The sequence below is a fragment of the Citrobacter sp. CK185 genome (assembly GCF_030333565.1).
Lineage (GTDB): Bacteria > Pseudomonadota > Gammaproteobacteria > Enterobacterales > Enterobacteriaceae > Citrobacter_B > Citrobacter_B koseri.
In genome coordinates this window covers 650,796-666,621 of sequence record NZ_JAOWFR010000023.1, presented here as the reverse complement: position 1 = coordinate 666,621, position 15,826 = coordinate 650,796, and the positions used below count along the sequence as shown (strand labels likewise).

Genomic DNA, 15,826 nt, shown 5'->3' with positions numbered 1-15,826 from the left:
CCGCTTAACCGACCAGCGCCGCCGCCTGGTGAAAGATCTGGATCGTAAAATCCACCAGTTGCGTCAGCATCCACTTACCGGCGAAGATCAGCACGCCCAGAGTGACGACCAGTCGCGGCAGAAAGCTCAGCGTCTGTTCGTTAATTTGCGTGGTGGCCTGAAAAATACTGACGCACAGCCCGACAATCAGGCTGGGAATAATGGCGACGGCGGAAATCAGCAGCACCAGATGGATGCCGGTCGCCATGATGTCGCCTGCCGTGTCCATGTTCATCATCGCTAAAGACCCTGAACGCTGGAGGCCAGCGTACCGACGATCAATGTCCAGCCATCGCACAGGACGAACAGCATCAGCTTAAAGGGCAGAGAGACGATCAGCGGCGAGAGCATCATCATCCCCATTGCCATCAGGATACTGGCGACAATCAGGTCGATCACCAGGAAGGGGATATAGATCATAAAGCCGATCTGGAAGGCGGTTTTCAGTTCGCTCAGCAGATAGGCCGGAGTCACGATCGTGAGATCCTGCTCGCGCGCATCGCCCTCGATCCCGGCGATGCTCATCATTTGCGCCATCGCTTTATTGTTCGTCTGGGCCAGCATGTAGTTCTTCAGCGGCACTTCCGCCTTCGCCAGCGCCTGTTTCAGCGTGATTTCATCTTTTTGAAAAGGGTCAATGGCGTCAGTATAAATCGTGGTCCAGACTGGGCGCATCACCAGCAATGTCAGCGCCAGCGCAATCCCGGTAAGAATTTTATTGGGTGGACTTTGTTGCAGCCCGAGCGCCTGGCGCAGAATCGCCAGAACGATAATGAAGCGGGTGAAACAGGTCATCATCAGCACCATGATCGGCAATAAGCCGAGCAGGGTCATCAGGATCAGGATCTCAATTTTAACGTTGTAATCCTGACCTGCGCCGTTGGCGGCGGTGCTAAAGAGGGTAATGTCGCCATTTGCAGCCAGTGCCGGTTGTGCGACAAGCAGACCCAGGAGCAGCAGAGCGATGCCGCTTCTGTTAAACAAGCGGTTCATCGCGTGAGCTCACCGAGTTCTTTGGCGTTGAATTCAATGATTCGCAGGCCGTATTTATCGTTGAGCACCACCACTTCTGCTTTACCAAACAGAATGCCGTTCACTTTAATGTCCAGCGGCTCGCCCGCCATCTTGTCCAGTTCGACCACCGAATCGCTGTTGACTGACATTAATTCAGCAAGCGAGATATTTACGGAAGCGACTTCCAGCGTCAGCGTCACGGGAATGCGGCTAAACAGCGCCATTTTACGGATATCCGTCATCGCGGTGTTGCGCGTTTCAGGCTGCAAATCCAGGCGGATATTCCCTTCGACGGTGTCTTCCTGCGTCATATCGCTAAGGTTCAGGTCATCCAGGTCAAGAGACTGGCTTAGCTCGTGTTGCAAATCACTCATATTGCTTCTCGGTTGTCTTATCATAGATATCGCACAAAAACAGCTTGCTACGATCTTCAACGATAGCAGCCTCAAAAATCTGTTCTTTGCCGATAAATACCGGTAAAGGTTCGTTAATGGCGATGGGGATGATATCCCCGGGTTTAATATCGGAAATCTGGGCGACGGTCAGGTTCAGGCTGGCCAGACGCCCGCTCAGTTTTAACGGCAGACTGTCGAACAACCGTTCTATCTGCGCAGGGCTCAGCGGCACGCTTTTCACGGCGCGGCTATCGGCCGCATCTGGCGAACGGAGTATCGCCAGCATCTGATCAACATGGTGGTGATCGAGCAGAATGGTAAAAGAGCCGTGATCGTACCCTTCGAGGGTAAAGGTAATGCACCAGGACCAGTGGCTAATGACCGTTGAATAATCGACCTTAATATCGAGATTTTCGCCAAAGGTTTCTTTGCAAATCACCAGTTGCGTGAGTTCCTGACCCAGTTTACTTCTCAGGCGCTCTTCTGTTTTTGTCACACGCAACGATTCATCTGGCGCAACATGGCTGCTGTCTTTACTTAAACCGTAATAATCATGAAGGATGTTCAGCAATAAGATGCGATCAATAACAAAGGCGACATTTCCGTAAGGCGTCGAAAAAACCTGCGCATTCTTATATTGCTGGTCGATTGCGAAGGTCATCGACTTCAACGCGGCATTAACACGGAGTTTCTTCAGAAAATAAATGCTCAGGCGTGCATCAAGTATGTCAAAACTGTCATTCATCAACTTGGGTAACTTGTGCCACGGCCGACCGAGTTTACTGGTGTCGAGCTTTACCAGAGAAGGTAAATCCTTTCTCTGATGAATTCTGACTCGCTGTGATGCAGGGTTCATGATTATTCCGGGTTACCAAAAGTTTAGATGAAAAATAACGCCACTTTTTGGTTGTTGTGTAGCGTGAACCGTAAAATTTCCTGGAGGTATTTGAGTTTTAAAAATTATGTGTCGCTCTTGAACAACACAGAAGAAACGTCGCTGTCGAAAACTCTCACACATTACGTCAGGATGTAGATTAGACAATCTTAACCCTGCTATTGCAAGCATCCAGGGGTTATTAATCCATTATTTCTCTAGGAATTTTCTCATTAATAACTTTTTTAATTTATTGATTTTTATAGATTAATATTTTAATACCCATTAAAAACAAGACAATTCCTATTCGCTACGTATACTGCCTTTACTTTATGAAAGTTGCCTGATTCATGATTTAAAAAAACTGTTTATTTTTATTAACATCTTATAAAAACCCATTAACAAACTGGGTTTGTGATGTTTTTAAAAGATGCTTTGAATAATGGCTGAACAGCATATTTCTTATTTTGTTTTTTCTGTTGGTACACCTAAATGAGTATTATCATTGAATGCGAAGATCGTAATAGAAATGGCTTTATCGCCGTTTCTCCTGCCAGCGTTAGCGTAATGTCGTTAGCGCGTCGCGTTGCTAAGTATAATGTATCAGTACTGATTACGGGCGAAACGGGAACAGGGAAAGAGTGTATCGCCAAATACATTCACGAGAATGCCTGCGGCAGTGACGCCCCGTATGTCGGCGTTAACTGTGCAGCTATTCCAGAGAGTATGCTGGAAGCCATTTTATTTGGTTACGAGAAAGGCGCGTTTACCGGCGCTGTTGCGAGCGTTGCCGGTAAATTTGAGCAGGCTAATGGCGGCACGCTGCTGCTTGATGAGATTGGCGATATGCCGTTGGCGTTGCAGGCAAAATTACTGCGCGTATTGCAAGAGCAGGAAGTTGAACGTCTGGGAAGCCATAAGCGTATTCCGTTGGATATTCGCCTGATCGCTTCTACAAATAAAGATTTGCAGCAGGAAATTGCCGAAGGCCGTTTCCGCCAGGATCTTTTCTACCGTATTTCCGTCGTGCCTATTCATATTACGCCGCTGCGTGAACGCAGGCAGGACATCCTGCCGTTGGCCCAGCGTTTTATCACTAAATACCGCGCTTTTCATAAAGGCGATCTGCGTCTGAGCGATGAGGCGCGTACCGTCCTGCTCAGATACGACTGGCCGGGTAATGTCCGTGAACTGGAGAATGTGATTCAGCGCGGCATGATTTTGTGCAACGGCGAAGAGATTCACGCCGCCGACTTTGGCCTGGCCGTTCGCGCTTCCCAGCCTGAAGCGCCGGTTATCGAAATGATGCCTGCCTATCGCGAGCAGGAGACGGGCAACCCGTCGATCCGCGATGTCAAACTGCACGGACGGCTGGCGGAATACCAGTACATCATCGATCTGCTTAAACGCCATAAAGGCAACAAATCCAAAACCGCAGAGTTTTTAGGCATCACCCCACGCGCTCTACGTTATCGTCTCGCCTCCATGCGCGACGAGGGTATTGATATTGAATGTTATTCCTGAGGCCAGGAAGGATTGATGAATGGATAAGATTACTGCCGCAGGCATTAACACGACACACCAGGCGTTGCTGAACAGAATGCAGCAAACTGCTTCATTAGCGTCAGCCGGTTCGGTTGACGTCTCTTTAACTATCGCTCCCGCCAGCAACGCGTTTGGCGTCAGTGAACCGATTTCCTTTGCGGGCGCGCTGAATAACGCTATCGATAACGTCGATGCGATTCAACACAGCGCAGGCGCAAAGCAAAAAGCGATTGATATGGGGCTGAGCGACGACTTAGCCGGTGCGATGATCGAAAGTCAGAAAGCCAGCGTGGCTTTTTCGGCCATGATGCAGGTGCGTAATAAGCTCACCACGGCACTGGACGAAGTAATGAATATTCCGCTCTAAGGTTTTAACCGTGCTTACTAAGATTAAAAGTCGTCTCCCTTCCGTGTCGGTGCCATCCGGTCTGAATAAGCCCCAGCTCATGGCGATTGTGGGCGGCGTGGTGCTGGCGGCCGCGATTATTCTGTCGCTGTGGAACCGCAATCAGGGTTATGTCGCGCTCTATGGTTCGCAGGAACATCTGCCGGTGTCACAGGTGGTGGACGTTCTGGGGGCAGAAAACATCGCTTACCGCATTAACCCGGACAATGGCCAGATTCTGGTGAGCGAAAGCAAACTGCCGCAGGCGCGAATGGCGCTGGCGGCAAAAGGCATCAGCGCGGCGACGCCCGATGGCTACGAGTTGATGGACAAAGAAGAGATGCTCGGCAGCAGCCAGTTTATTCAGAATGTCCGTTACAAACGCAGCCTGGAAGGGGAACTGGCGAAGAGCATCATGGCGCTGGACCCCGTGGAAAACGCGCGCGTCCATCTTGGGCTTAACGAGTCCAGCTCCTTTGTATTGACCAATAAACCGACCAGCAGCGCATCGGTCATGGTGCAACTGCACTATGGCAGAAAACTGGATGAGCAGCAGGTCGCTTCTGTCATTCAACTGGTGGCCGGAAGCGTACCGGGTATGCAACCTGGCGCGGTGCGGGTGGTCGATCAGAGCGGTAATTTGTTGTCTGACGGCATCGAAGGCCCGGATGGCGGCATGACGAGCAAGCGCATGGGCGATGACGTCATGCAGCGCATTCGCGAGGATACCACGAAAAATATCACCAGCCTGCTGACGTCGTTAGTGGGGCCGGGCAACTTCCGTATCAGCGTCGCGCCGACCGTAGATTTAAGCCGTGTGGAAGAGACTCAGGAACGGCTGGGTAAAGATCCGCGCGTCAGCGATGAACAACTGAGCCAGGAAAACACCACCAATGAAATGGCGTTTGGCATTCCCGGCTCGCTGAGTAACCGTCCGGTCAACCCGACGCCGCAGGCTCCCGCCAACCCGGCGGAGGGCAATCCGCCCACTGAAAACGCTGCAAACGCCGCGAATAGCACCGACCCGCGCTCGCTTTCCAGCCGCAGTCAGGAACAGCGTAAGTACGCGTTTGATCGTGATATTCGCCATATCCGCCACCCGGGTTACAAGCTGGAAAAACTGAGTGTCGCGGTGGTGCTGAACCAGGCCGCTCCTGCGCTGGCGAAAATTACGCCGGAACAACTGACGTCGATGACGCGCCTGGTGGAAAGCGCGGCGGGTATCGAAAAAGCGCGCGGCGATGCTTTAACGCTGGATGTTCTGACCTTCACGGCCCCGGCAGACGATGTCATGCCAGACCTGAAATGGTGGCAAGACCCTTCCATGCAGTACTGGGGACAGAATGGCGGAATTGGGCTGCTGGCCTTGCTGACATTGCTGTTTGGCGTTCGCCCGCTGGTACAGCGCTTTGGACGTCGCGACCCGATCACCCTTGATGGCGAGGCGACGAAGAAAGAGCTGGAAGCGCCTGACAATGGGGTGGTGATGAACGATGACGAGTTCGCCAGCCTGTCGAAAGCGGCGTTCAACAATAATGAAGATCTGCTGCCGCCGCAAAGCTCCGGCCTGGAAGCCAAAGTGGAATTCCTCCAGCTGTTGGCCCAGAGCGAAACCGAGCGCGTAGCAGAAGTACTGAAACAATGGATCAACAGCAATGACCGAAGCAACAGTAAGCCGGAATGATAAAAACCACTCAGCCTCAGCCGGGCGCAGCCGTCTGGAGCAGGCGGCGATCCTGCTGATGAGCGTAGGCGAAGAGGCCGCCGCGCAGGTGATGCAGAAGCTGAACCGCGAAGAGGTTATGTTGTTGAGCGAAACGATGGCGCGTCTCCATGATGTGAAGGTGCATCAGGCGCGTCTGGCAATGAACAATTTTTTCTCTGATTACCGCGAACAAAGCGGGATCAACGGCGCCTCACGCACGTATCTGCGCAGTATTCTGGAAAAAGCGTTGGGCGGTGAGATTGCCCGCAGCGTGATCAACGGTATCTACGGCGATGAAATTCGCTACCGTATGGCACGCCTGCAATGGGTCGATATCCCACAGCTGGCGGCATTGATTGAGCAGGAACATCTCCAGCTCCAGGCCGTTTTTCTCGCCTTCCTGCCGCCGGATATTGCCGCCAGCGTGTTAAGCGTTCTGCCGCAAGAACGGCAGGATGAAATTATCTATCGCGTCGCGCGTCTGGACGACATCAACCGTGACGTTATCGACGAACTGGACAGACTGATCGATCGCGGCGTCGCGGTGCTTTCCGAGCATGGTTCAAAAGTGATTGGCCTCAAACATGCCGCCAACATCGTTAACCGTATCCCCAGCAATCAGCAACAGCTGCTGGATCAACTGCGCGAGCGCGACGAGAAAGTGGTCGAAGATCTGAAAGACGAGATGTACGAGTTCTACATTCTCAGTCGTCAGACGCCGGTGACGTTGCAGCGTCTGATGGATGAAATCCCGATCGAAGAGTGGGCGGTAGCCCTGAAAGGGACGGAGCCGGTTCTGCGTCAGGCCATCTTTAACGTGATGCCGAAACGCCAGGTCACGCTGCTGCAAAGCACCACGACCCGCCTGGGGCCAGTGCCGATTAGCCGTATAGAGCAGGTGCGCAAAGAGATCATGCAGGTTGTGCGCCAGCTGGCTGAAGAAGGTGAAATTCAGGTGCAACTGTTTGCCGAGCAGACGGTGGAGTAAACCATGTTCAAGAAACGGAGTTTACCGCTGGATGCCCTGACCGCCAGCCGCCAGGCGGTGGTTAAGCCGCGCTTATACCGCTTCCCGCCCTTGCGTAATCGCAGGATGCCTGCCGGTGTTGTCGCTGATGAAGACGCCGCACCGACGCTGGACCCCGCCGACTACCAGTTACAGGTAAAAGAGGGGTTCCAGGAAGGGATGAACCGGGGGTTTGCCCAGGGGATGGAAGAAGGCCGGGAAGAGGGCTACCAGGAAGGCATTCGTCTTGGTTTTGACGAAGGGATGCGCAAAGGGCTGATTGAAGGTAAACAGCAGGCGCGTCAACAGTTCCTGGACGCCGCCGCCCCGTTTGAGCGCCTGACCGCAGAGGTGCAGAACTACCTGGAGCGTTACGAGCAGCGTCGCCGCGAAGAGTTGCTGCAACTGGTGGAAAAAGTGACCCGTCAGGTGATCCGCTGTGAACTGGCGTTGCACCCGACGCAACTGCTGGCGCTGGTGGAAGAGGCGTTGACCAGCCTGCCGCATCAGCCGGAGCAGGTACGTGTTCAGCTGAACAGCGAAGAATTTATGCGCATCAGCGAGGCCGAACCGGAGAAAGCGCGTGAGTGGGGACTGGTTGCCGATCCTTCTCTGGAGCCGGGAGAGTGCCGCGTTATCACCGATACCACGGAGATGGATGTGGGCTGTCAGCACCGTCTCGATCAGTGCGTAGATGTACTGAAAAACAGTTTGCTGCCGGAATCGCCGCATGAGCAGCCTTGATTTTGAAGAGGCGCTGCGCTCTATCGAGCAGATCGATCTGGCGCGCGTCGCCGGGCGGTTGGTCAGGGTCAACGGCATTCTGCTGGAGTGCGTCGGTTGTCGTCTGGCGGTAGGGCAGATGTGCCATGTTGAAAGCGTCGATCAGGAGATGATGGATGCGCAGGTGGTTGGCTTTGATCGTGACGTGACCTACCTGATGCCCTTCAAGCATCCCTCTGGCCTGATCGCTGGCGCACGCGTGTTTCCCGCAGGCAAAACTGAAGGGGTTATGATCGGCGATCAGTGGCTGGGGCGCGTGGTAAACGGTCTTGGAGAACCCCTTGATAATAAAGGAAAACTCGGCGGAGATACGCTGTTAGCGCAGCAGCTTCCGCAGGTGCATCCGCTTAAGCGTCAGCCTGTTCATGCGCCGCTGGACGTTGGCGTTCGCGCCATCAACGGCTTGCTGACTATCGGTAAAGGCCAGCGCGTCGGGCTGATGGCGGGCAGCGGCGTCGGTAAAAGCGTTCTGCTCGGCATGATCACGCGTTACACCCGGGCGGAAGTCGTGGTGGTAGGGCTGATCGGCGAGCGAGGTCGTGAAGTCAAAGAGTTTATTGAAAATGCTTTGCAGGCTGAAGGGCTGGCGAAGTCGGTGATTGTCGCCGCGCCAGCGGATGAATCGCCGCTGATGCGCATCAAAGCCACCGAGTTATGCCACACCATTGCTGGCTATTACCGCGATAAAGGGAAAGACGTTCTGCTGCTGGTAGATTCCCTCACGCGTTACGCGATGGCGCAGCGCGAAATCGCCCTGTCGCTTGGCGAACCACCTGCGACCAAAGGCTATCCGCCGTCGGCGTTTGGGATGATCCCGCGGCTGGTTGAAAGCGCCGGAAACAGCGAAAGCGAGGGATCGATGACCGCGATCTATACGGTGCTGGCGGAAGGGGACGATCAGCAAGATCCGATTGTGGACTGCGCCCGCGCGGTGCTTGACGGGCATATCGTGCTTTCGCGCCACCTTGCCGAGGCCGGGCATTATCCGGCGATTGATGTCGGCCAGTCTATCAGCCGCTGTATGAGTCAGGTGACGGAGCGTGAGCACCAGCTCGCCGCCCGCACGCTGAAACAGCTGTATGCCGAATACCAAAGTATTAAACCGCTGATCCCGCTGGGGGGATACGTTGCAGGCGCCGATCCGCTGGCAGACAGAGCGGTACGCCTTTCGCCCGCGATCAATCAATTCTTACAACAGGAAGTCCAGGATGCCGCGCTGCTTGAGCCGACAATCAGCGATCTGTGCGCCCTGGCGCAGGCAGGGTAATGCACGATGAGCAAACTGATTTCTACGCTTGAGCAACTTCACCTGCTGCGCACTCGCGCGGTAGAAGACTTAAGCACGAAGCTGGCATCGCAAAACCAGCTGTGCCAACGGTTTGAGAAAAATATCGATACGCTGACGTCACTTGCTGCGGGTCTGGTGTCCCAGAGCGCCAACAGTGCGGCCATGATGATTAACCAGTCGAAATATAAACATAACATTCAACGCATTATCGACTGGCAAAAACAGGAGCAGGCGCTGGCGCACCTGGAAGCGCAAAAAATTCAGGGCAACCTGCTGGCGGAGGCGAAGCGGGAAAAAAGCATTGAGCTGGTTCTCGACGCTAAACGCGCTGACCGGCAGGCTGAAATCAACCGTCGGGAACAGAAAATGACCGATTCGCTCTCTGCCCAGTGCTGGCTGCGTCAACAACGTCTGATTCGTCAACGATAAGCGCTATGAAAAGAAACAAACCGGGTTTCCCGCAAACGTCTTCGCGTTCTCTGATGGGGACGCTGATTCACCGTCAGCAGACGGCACGCGTTTACAGCACGCCGTTCGTTAGCGTCGTCTGCCCGACGTATAACCGACGCGAGTTCCTGCCGTATCTGCTGTATATCTGGCAGTACCAGGACTATCCGGCCGACAAACGCGAACTGATTATTCTGGATGATTCTCCGGTCAGCAATGCCGATCTGATTGAGATGATGACGGACCCGTCGCAGCCCAACGTGCGTTATGTCCACAGTGAAGCGCGTCTGGTACTGGGGCAAAAACGTAACATGCTCAATGCAATGGCGCAGGGAGAGTACATCCTGTGTTTTGACGATGACGATTATTACCCGCCGGATAAAATTTCCTGGCAGGTGGCGCAGATGCAGGCCAGCAACGCGCTATTCTCCGGCAGCGATCAGATTTATATCTGGTACAGCCATCTGGACAAAATCTATATCACGCACCCTTTCGGGCCGAGACATGCGCTGAACGGCACTTTTGGGTATCACCGCAATTTGTTGAAAAAAAATCGTTATGACGACAATGCGACAAAAGCGGAAGAGACGGGATTCCTGAAAGGCTTTACCACGCCGGTTCACCAGATAGATCCGAAGCGCGCCATTCTCTGTATTTCGCACAGCAGCAATACCTATGACAAAGATTTCATCATGGGCAGCTCCACGCCGGTGGATCTGACGCTGGAAGACATTGTCGATGACGCGAACTTGCTGGCGCACTACCGTCGACTGAGTCATGCGCCGCTGAATGTTCAGGTGAACTGGCAGGCTTTTGAAAAGGTGGCGGTGCTCTACGACCCGGCAAAAGAGGCGGAGCTGGCTCGTCGCTGCGAGGCTTTACTGGATTTTGGCCTGCGCGGCGAACAGATCTGGCTGGTAGCGAAAAACGCGGAGGCGTCGGCGGAACGGGCGGAACTGGCAACGCACTGCCAGGTGCTTGAGCGGGCGCAGAAAGAAGGCTGGAAAAATGTGCTGCTGCTGGATGCCGACGTGCAGTTCGTCAAAAAAGAGAACGCCGTTAACGACATCAACAAGCTGCTGAATGGCCTGAACCAGCTTAACTGGCAGGTGCTTCTGCTCGGCGGGCGCTATGAAAACTTTACGCTCACCCAGTCATTGAAGGGTGTGGCGCGGATCTATAACGCGGGTTGCGGCTGCGCGTATGCCGTTAACGCAGGTTATTACGATGCCCTGCTGGACGCCTATCGCCAGGCGATGGACTATCCGGCAAGCCTGGATCGCTGCTGGGCGGCATTAATGAATAAGGGGGATTTGTGGCTGGGATTCAGCCCGAGCTTTGCCTTCCTGCAACATCACCCGGACCCTAAAAGTGGCGAAATCATCGATTGTACGCACTGGTTTTTCCGTAAACACCGCTAACCGCAGGCCAGAATACGCCTGGAGAGAGCAAACATGGAACTGATAGAACATTACCAACCTGAATTTGTGTCACGCTTTGATGCGCGAGAAACCCCGTGCCAGTGCCCGGCTTGCCAGCATGCGCAGCAAAACTGGCCGCGTATTAGCGTGAAGCTGAAAAACCAGCAGCGTGAAAGTCTGGATATCACCTGTGAAGCGGCGGCCAGAGAGATGCTGCTTAACCCGGAGGCCTTTATCCTGCACACCTCGCAAGGGGAGGCGCAGGGCGAAGATGAGTTATCCGCCTGGAGCGAAACCCTGAACCAGCAATGTATTAACCTGGCGGTACATCCTGCGCTGTCGCTGGAAGGCAGCCTGTATGCGATAGGCGTTTTGCTGAGTAAGGCGCAGCAGTATCTGGACGGCGGCGAGCACGATCCGGCCCTGCTGTCCTCTATGGGAGAGCAACTGGCAATGCTGGCAGAGCAGGGTGTGCTGACACAGCAGTTTGCGCTGTTGCCTCCGATTGCTGAAAACCGCATTGCCGCGCTAAAAGAGATGGGCCGGGTACGCCTGAATCTGAATCTGCCGCTGACTGAAAAAATGAGCGTGGCGCTGAAAATGAGCGAGCTGTCGGTGATGCAGCCGGCGCGGTTGGCGGATCGTCTTCAGCAACTGGAATCGCTCTGGTCAACCATTCCGCTGTTTGATGAACAGCCGCACATCCTGCGTAATGCGCTGATTTATCAACTGTATAACGATGTATTCCCCGGCATTCAATGCACCAATTACGGTGAGGCGCTACTGGGGCTGGCCAACCAGTTCTTCCAGATCAAAATGCTGTGCGCAATCCGCCGCGAACAGGGAACGCTGACGCAGGATGATGTCGTGCTGCTGATTAACGCGCTAAAGGGGTGGCAGCAGCAGAATCCGTTCTCCGCGAATGCGGCGCATACCTCTGACTACAGCCTGCTGTGCGGGTTGTCGCTGTTGTAATAAATAATATGGATACTGTTTATTTACATCTTAATGCTGCAATGGGAGATACCCTGTATCTCCTGGCAGCGTGCAGAGCCATCAAAAATAAAACAGGCGCGAGCATCATTATGTTGAGCCAGCCGCACTTTAGCGCGCTGGCGCGGGCATGCCCGCATATCAGCGAGGTCTGGCCGGTGGACTCTCTTAGTGCGGAGCAGCATCAATGCATTCAGCGGGCGCAGGCGCAAGGGCGACTCTTTGACTTTACGCATTGGGCCCATGCGCTCAGACCGCTACATATGATCGATGCTTTTCTCGCGCAGGCAGGGCTTGAGGCGTCCGCAGCGGATAAACACCTCGATTTGGTCATTCCAGAATCTGCCCACAGTGCCGTTGACGCGTTCTGGCAGCAACATAAATTAGAAAACGCGCCGGTGTTATTAATGCACCCTAATATTGGACACCCAAACCGGACCTGGCCGCAAAATAACTGGCATGAGCTGGCGCAAATGTGGCTGCAAACGGGGTGGCAAGTTGTGTTCATTGGGAGCAATAACAACTCTGAGGCGGGAAAATCGATGGCGGAAGCGTATCCGACCGGGGTTATCAATGCTATTGACCGCTTTTCAGCGCTGGAAACGGTTGCGCTTATGCAGCGAGCGAACATGCTGGTTTCCTGTGATTCAGGGCCGGTCATGCTTGCGGCGGCAACAGATATCCCTGTGGTAGCCCTCTATTCAACCGTGGCTGCGGAACACCGGTTGCCGTTTCGTTATGGGGAAGCGGGCTGGCGTTGTATGGGGATTGATCTCGCCTGTAGTCATGGGCCATGTGCGCGTTTGCTGATGAACGATGTCATTTTCACCACCGTGCTTAAACGCCCTTTTGATGTGCCGACGACTCAGGAATTTGCAAACTGGTGCGTTCATAAAACCCCTTTCCGTTGTCTGCGACAATATGAACCGGCGATGCTGTATACCCAAATGGTCAGTTTTGTTTTATCGCTCCAGGAATAACGTTATTTCTTGTCGTGCCGGTTCCTGAAGGAATATCTGGTAAAAGCGATTGGCTATGCGGCATAGCCAATCGTATTGCTAAATAGCGTGGTATGAAGACTAAAAACCTTCGGCTAATATTCTTCTTTTGTTCTTTATCGCCAGTTCAATTCTGCCTGATAGCGCGATGAATTCGCTCTCATCAATAATATTGCTGTCGCGAGCAATTTGGTTAATCAAGGCATGCAGCAACACAAGCCCATTCTCTGTTGGCGTGTCTACATACAGTTCATGAAAAATGGATGCCAGATAGTGAATCATCTTCTGTGCGGAAAATAAAGGCAGCGTTTCGGGCAAATTACGGATTATCGCATCCTGATATAGCATACCCGTATATCGGTTTAAACATTGTACGGTTTGGGGATTGCTGATATTTCCGGCCCGGGGAAGCAGCAGTCGGAAGGTATCAAGGATAGCCAGCGCGCGTTTTGCTTTGCTGCTGGAAGTGGTGATTGAGCCGTTACGAATGGTATGGAAATACAGTCTGTCGGCAAGGCATCTTACTTTTGCGTCGGGCACGCTGAGCAGCAATTCGGTGGTGAAGTATTCATCCTCAAAAAACGGTGTCTTAAACCGCATATGAGCATACGTTTTTCGCCGCCAGGCATATCCCCAGACCACAACGGAGTAACCGTGTCCTGTTCGGGCGCGTTCGGTAATGCAGTGATTAAAGAACGTTTCGGCATGAAATGTTTTATTAATCAGATTACGCGGCCGTTGATAATACCCGGAAACCATATTGTTGCTGATATGGTGCAGGTGAAATTCCAGATGGGTGGAGAAAAACAGGGCATCCAGGTGATGCTTTTCCATTTCGCACACAATGGTTTCGATACCATCCGAAGCGATATGATCGTCAGAGTCCAGGCAATAAATATATTCACCTGATGCGCTTGCTAACGCGGCGTTGCGGGCCTCGGCGAGTCCTCTGTTTTCCTGGTCAACAATACGCATACCCGGCAGACGGCTCTGATAACGCGCCAGAATATCCCGGGAGTTATCTGTCGAACCGTCATTAACCGCGATAATTTCCAGATGCCGCCAGGTCTGCGCAACGAGTGAATCAAGGCAGCGCTCAAGGTATGCGCTGACATTGTAGACCGGCAAAATAATCGATACGACAGGGTGATTCATTGGCTACTCTCCCTGTTGCTATGATTTCAGCTTTTGGATGATTATCTCAATTGCGGATTCAGCAAACGCCGTCCGCGTTTGATCGAATCGAGGCATACCTTTTAAATGGCTATGATTCAGCCTCTCTATTTTCTCAATGCTGAAGTTCCCTGGCAGGGTTTGTAATAACGATAATACGTTGACGGAAACAGGCGACCAGCTCCGATGCTTAAAGGGCGTAAAAGTATGTTTATGATCGTCGTTGAAGGTTGATGGCCAAACGCCTTGCTCGTATAAATCTTCGTCTGGAATGGTTAAAACCAGATGACCGCCGGGTTTTACGACCCTTAACCAATGAGGCAGCGCGACGTAGGGGTCCATAACATGCTCCAGGCAATGCCCTGAATAAACGAAATCAAATTCGTTATCCGGTACTCTGGCTAAATACTGCGCGTCACCTTGTTGAAGATCGAATACGGTTATTGATTGGATTAAAGGAAACAGGCTTTGATACAACGCAATACTGTCATCGCCGCCGCCAATATCCAGACCTTTTCCTGACAGCCAGCGAGTACTGAAACGCGCATCAAGCAATCGCCTGTTAATTGACATACAGGTTGTTCCTGGTATCCCCGTTCGAAATACGGGGGCGGCAGTCCGGTCTCCTGCCAGAATATGGGTGTTAACGCCGAATTCTCGCCAGCTTTTAGGCCAAAGTACAACGTAGCCCTGGTCATCGGGGTAATGTTTGATGATATGCGTCCCGCTATAGGCCTCAAGCGCTTCCAGAAACGCGTTCTCAGCGTCTTCTGTGGGAGGAGGGAGCGCTTTGCAGCCGGTGGCCTCATGCATAACGCGAAGATAGATACGGCTATCGTCAATAATAATCAGCGCATTATCCGCAAATTCTTTTAGCTGGCGTAACTCATTGAGCAGAGGAAGGCGCGTTTCCTCATTGTATTTATTGCTCTGGTAGTCCTCGAATTTAAAATCCGCGCCGGGGAAGTGTGCATCCAGAAAAACAACGGCGCGCTTGATGAAAAGAGTGCGTTTAATTTCTTCATGGGACAAAAATGTCAGGCTGTCTTCATTGTACAGATGCAGATTGTCTATTTTTGGCGCGGCATCAAATAACGGTTTATAGATTTCACAGGAATAAACTTCTTCAGCACCTGAGCGTAAGGCATATACACTTGATGCACCTTTACCAAAACCCGTTTCAATCACATGAGTGACACGATAGTGACGAATCAGGTGGGGAAGGTTGAAGCGTCGTAATTGCCCCATAATATTGGCCTCGATGAAAATTACGGATAGAACGCAAACGGAACAAAGCTACAAATCAATAAATTACAGCGCATTACCCCTGCTGATACAGCCAGTTTTCGGGTTCGCTGATATTCAACAGATTGGTCAGAATCTCCTGCTGCATATTCATCAGCATGGCGTTGTATTCATTGGTGGCCTGACATTGCGAGACCTGTTGCTGGAGACTTTGCCAGAGAGCGGAAACGGAAGGCTGGTGGGCGGCAGGCAGGCGGGCAATGAGCGTTTGCATGCCCTGCGCGTTGGCGTTAATGCCTAACCGCTCAAGCAGGCGATAACGTTGCTGACTGTGCTGCGACAAGTGCTGGTAGCACGCCATGATTTGCGCGTTCAGCACGTCAAGCTCTGCGGCGCGGCGCGCAATAATGTGGTCGCGCTGCTGTATGAGTAAATCATTCAGGACATGGTAATGCTTACGGTCTTCGGCCATGTCCTGTATCAGTGTTTTAACGCTCTGAGCGGCGTTAGTCATA

The 15,826-nt window shown here is 52.9% G+C and carries 17 protein-coding genes; 10 read left to right on the top strand and 7 right to left on the bottom strand.

Features of this window, described 5'->3' with window-relative positions; translation table 11 throughout:
• Positions 1 to 4 precede the first annotated feature (4 nt).
• The 4 genes from fliQ to OGV79_RS10790 are packed head-to-tail and all read right to left on the bottom strand — an operon-like array spanning position 5 to position 2,304.
• Entirely contained in the window at positions 5 to 277 is a 273-nt protein-coding gene (gene fliQ, locus OGV79_RS10805) for a flagellar biosynthesis protein FliQ (RefSeq protein ID WP_012133722.1), read from the bottom strand.
• 2 nt (positions 278 to 279) lie between these two features.
• Entirely contained in the window at positions 280 to 1,032 is a 753-nt protein-coding gene (gene fliP / locus OGV79_RS10800; protein WP_047458650.1) for a flagellar type III secretion system pore protein FliP, read from the bottom strand.
• Positions 1,029 to 1,427, bottom strand: a complete 399-nt coding sequence (fliN, locus tag OGV79_RS10795) for a flagellar motor switch protein FliN (RefSeq protein ID WP_012133720.1) — start codon at positions 1,425 to 1,427, stop codon at positions 1,029 to 1,031. Before fliN ends, fliP begins: the two co-directional genes overlap by 4 nt.
• Positions 1,420 to 2,304: a FliM/FliN family flagellar motor switch protein gene (locus tag OGV79_RS10790; RefSeq protein ID WP_047458648.1), complete on the bottom strand. Its 885-nt coding sequence runs from the start codon at positions 2,302 to 2,304 to the stop codon at positions 1,420 to 1,422. The genes fliN and OGV79_RS10790 overlap by 8 nt, the downstream gene beginning before the upstream one ends.
• 510 nt (positions 2,305 to 2,814) lie before the next feature.
• On the opposite strand from OGV79_RS10790, the gene OGV79_RS10785 reads away from it, so the two are divergent.
• The 10 genes from OGV79_RS10785 (at position 2,815) to OGV79_RS10740 (ending at position 12,875) form a co-directional block, all read left to right on the top strand.
• Positions 2,815 to 3,846 (top strand): sigma-54 interaction domain-containing protein, encoded by a 1,032-nt coding sequence (locus tag OGV79_RS10785; RefSeq protein ID WP_101743927.1) that lies wholly within the window; start codon positions 2,815 to 2,817, stop codon positions 3,844 to 3,846.
• 19 nt (positions 3,847 to 3,865) lie between these two features.
• Positions 3,866 to 4,234 (top strand): flagellar hook-basal body complex protein FliE, encoded by a 369-nt coding sequence (gene fliE, locus OGV79_RS10780; protein WP_012133717.1) that lies wholly within the window; start codon positions 3,866 to 3,868, stop codon positions 4,232 to 4,234.
• 10 nt (positions 4,235 to 4,244) lie between these two features.
• Positions 4,245 to 5,936, top strand: coding sequence for a flagellar basal-body MS-ring/collar protein FliF (gene fliF / locus OGV79_RS10775; protein ID WP_286468309.1), 1,692 nt, complete (start codon positions 4,245 to 4,247; stop codon positions 5,934 to 5,936).
• Positions 5,908 to 6,945 carry a flagellar motor switch protein FliG gene (locus OGV79_RS10770; protein WP_012133715.1) on the top strand — a complete coding sequence of 346 codons (1,038 nt, stop codon included), beginning with the start codon at positions 5,908 to 5,910 and terminating at the stop codon, positions 6,943 to 6,945. Before fliF ends, OGV79_RS10770 begins: the two co-directional genes overlap by 29 nt.
• Before the next feature lie 3 nt (positions 6,946 to 6,948).
• Positions 6,949 to 7,707: a flagellar assembly protein FliH gene (gene fliH / locus OGV79_RS10765; protein ID WP_049009546.1), complete on the top strand. Its 759-nt coding sequence runs from the start codon at positions 6,949 to 6,951 to the stop codon at positions 7,705 to 7,707.
• Complete coding sequence (fliI, locus tag OGV79_RS10760; protein ID WP_058668664.1) at positions 7,694 to 9,013, top strand: flagellar protein export ATPase FliI; 1,320 nt, start codon at positions 7,694 to 7,696, stop codon at positions 9,011 to 9,013. The genes fliH and fliI overlap by 14 nt, the downstream gene beginning before the upstream one ends.
• Before the next feature lie 6 nt (positions 9,014 to 9,019).
• The gene (gene fliJ, locus OGV79_RS10755; RefSeq protein WP_012133712.1) at positions 9,020 to 9,463 is read left to right on the top strand and encodes a flagellar export protein FliJ; all 444 of its coding nucleotides are present in this window, start codon (positions 9,020 to 9,022) and stop codon (positions 9,461 to 9,463) included.
• A 5-nt stretch (positions 9,464 to 9,468) separates the two neighbouring features.
• Positions 9,469 to 10,902 carry a glycosyltransferase family 2 protein gene (locus OGV79_RS10750; protein ID WP_286468308.1) on the top strand — a complete coding sequence of 478 codons (1,434 nt, stop codon included), beginning with the start codon at positions 9,469 to 9,471 and terminating at the stop codon, positions 10,900 to 10,902.
• A gap of 33 nt (positions 10,903 to 10,935) precedes the next feature.
• Positions 10,936 to 11,877, top strand: coding sequence for a hypothetical protein (locus OGV79_RS10745; protein WP_047458636.1), 942 nt, complete (start codon positions 10,936 to 10,938; stop codon positions 11,875 to 11,877).
• Between the two features lie 110 nt (positions 11,878 to 11,987).
• Positions 11,988 to 12,875, top strand: coding sequence for a glycosyltransferase family 9 protein (locus tag OGV79_RS10740; protein WP_193757409.1), 888 nt, complete (start codon positions 11,988 to 11,990; stop codon positions 12,873 to 12,875).
• A 99-nt stretch (positions 12,876 to 12,974) separates the two neighbouring features.
• Here OGV79_RS10740 and OGV79_RS10735 read toward each other — a convergent pair whose 3' ends face one another.
• The 3 genes from OGV79_RS10735 to OGV79_RS10725 all read right to left on the bottom strand — a co-directional run bounded on the left by OGV79_RS10735 (position 12,975) and on the right by OGV79_RS10725 (position 15,825).
• Positions 12,975 to 14,048 carry a glycosyltransferase family 2 protein gene (locus OGV79_RS10735; protein WP_219935917.1) on the bottom strand — a complete coding sequence of 358 codons (1,074 nt, stop codon included), beginning with the start codon at positions 14,046 to 14,048 and terminating at the stop codon, positions 12,975 to 12,977.
• A gap of 18 nt (positions 14,049 to 14,066) precedes the next feature.
• On the bottom strand, positions 14,067 to 15,314 hold the full coding sequence (locus OGV79_RS10730) for a class I SAM-dependent methyltransferase (RefSeq protein WP_012133707.1): 1,248 nt from the start codon (positions 15,312 to 15,314) through the stop codon (positions 14,067 to 14,069).
• Positions 15,315 to 15,387: 73 nt separating this feature from the next.
• Positions 15,388 to 15,825: a flagella synthesis protein FlgN gene (locus OGV79_RS10725; protein ID WP_286468307.1), complete on the bottom strand. Its 438-nt coding sequence runs from the start codon at positions 15,823 to 15,825 to the stop codon at positions 15,388 to 15,390.
• Position 15,826: the final 1 nt, after the last annotated feature.

What these genes read in the sequence shown, in the direction of transcription:
- fliQ (WP_012133722.1), bottom strand. Translation starts at nt 277, where the DNA reads ATGATGAACATGGACACGGCAGGCGACATCATGGCGACCGGCATCCAT.
- fliP (WP_047458650.1), bottom strand. Translation starts at nt 1,032, where the DNA reads ATGAACCGCTTGTTTAACAGAAGCGGCATCGCTCTGCTGCTCCTGGGT.
- fliN (WP_012133720.1), bottom strand. Translation starts at nt 1,427, where the DNA reads ATGAGTGATTTGCAACACGAGCTAAGCCAGTCTCTTGACCTGGATGAC.
- OGV79_RS10790 (WP_047458648.1), bottom strand. Translation starts at nt 2,304, where the DNA reads ATGAACCCTGCATCACAGCGAGTCAGAATTCATCAGAGAAAGGATTTA.
- OGV79_RS10785 (WP_101743927.1), top strand. Translation starts at nt 2,815, where the DNA reads ATGAGTATTATCATTGAATGCGAAGATCGTAATAGAAATGGCTTTATC.
- fliE (WP_012133717.1), top strand. Translation starts at nt 3,866, where the DNA reads ATGGATAAGATTACTGCCGCAGGCATTAACACGACACACCAGGCGTTG.
- OGV79_RS10770 (WP_012133715.1), top strand. Translation starts at nt 5,908, where the DNA reads ATGACCGAAGCAACAGTAAGCCGGAATGATAAAAACCACTCAGCCTCA.
- fliH (WP_049009546.1), top strand. Translation starts at nt 6,949, where the DNA reads ATGTTCAAGAAACGGAGTTTACCGCTGGATGCCCTGACCGCCAGCCGC.
- fliI (WP_058668664.1), top strand. Translation starts at nt 7,694, where the DNA reads ATGAGCAGCCTTGATTTTGAAGAGGCGCTGCGCTCTATCGAGCAGATC.
- fliJ (WP_012133712.1), top strand. Translation starts at nt 9,020, where the DNA reads ATGAGCAAACTGATTTCTACGCTTGAGCAACTTCACCTGCTGCGCACT.
- OGV79_RS10750 (WP_286468308.1), top strand. Translation starts at nt 9,469, where the DNA reads ATGAAAAGAAACAAACCGGGTTTCCCGCAAACGTCTTCGCGTTCTCTG.
- OGV79_RS10745 (WP_047458636.1), top strand. Translation starts at nt 10,936, where the DNA reads ATGGAACTGATAGAACATTACCAACCTGAATTTGTGTCACGCTTTGAT.
- OGV79_RS10740 (WP_193757409.1), top strand. Translation starts at nt 11,988, where the DNA reads ATGTTGAGCCAGCCGCACTTTAGCGCGCTGGCGCGGGCATGCCCGCAT.
- OGV79_RS10735 (WP_219935917.1), bottom strand. Translation starts at nt 14,048, where the DNA reads ATGAATCACCCTGTCGTATCGATTATTTTGCCGGTCTACAATGTCAGC.
- OGV79_RS10730 (WP_012133707.1), bottom strand. Translation starts at nt 15,314, where the DNA reads ATGGGGCAATTACGACGCTTCAACCTTCCCCACCTGATTCGTCACTAT.
- OGV79_RS10725 (WP_286468307.1), bottom strand. Translation starts at nt 15,825, where the DNA reads ATGACTAACGCCGCTCAGAGCGTTAAAACACTGATACAGGACATGGCC.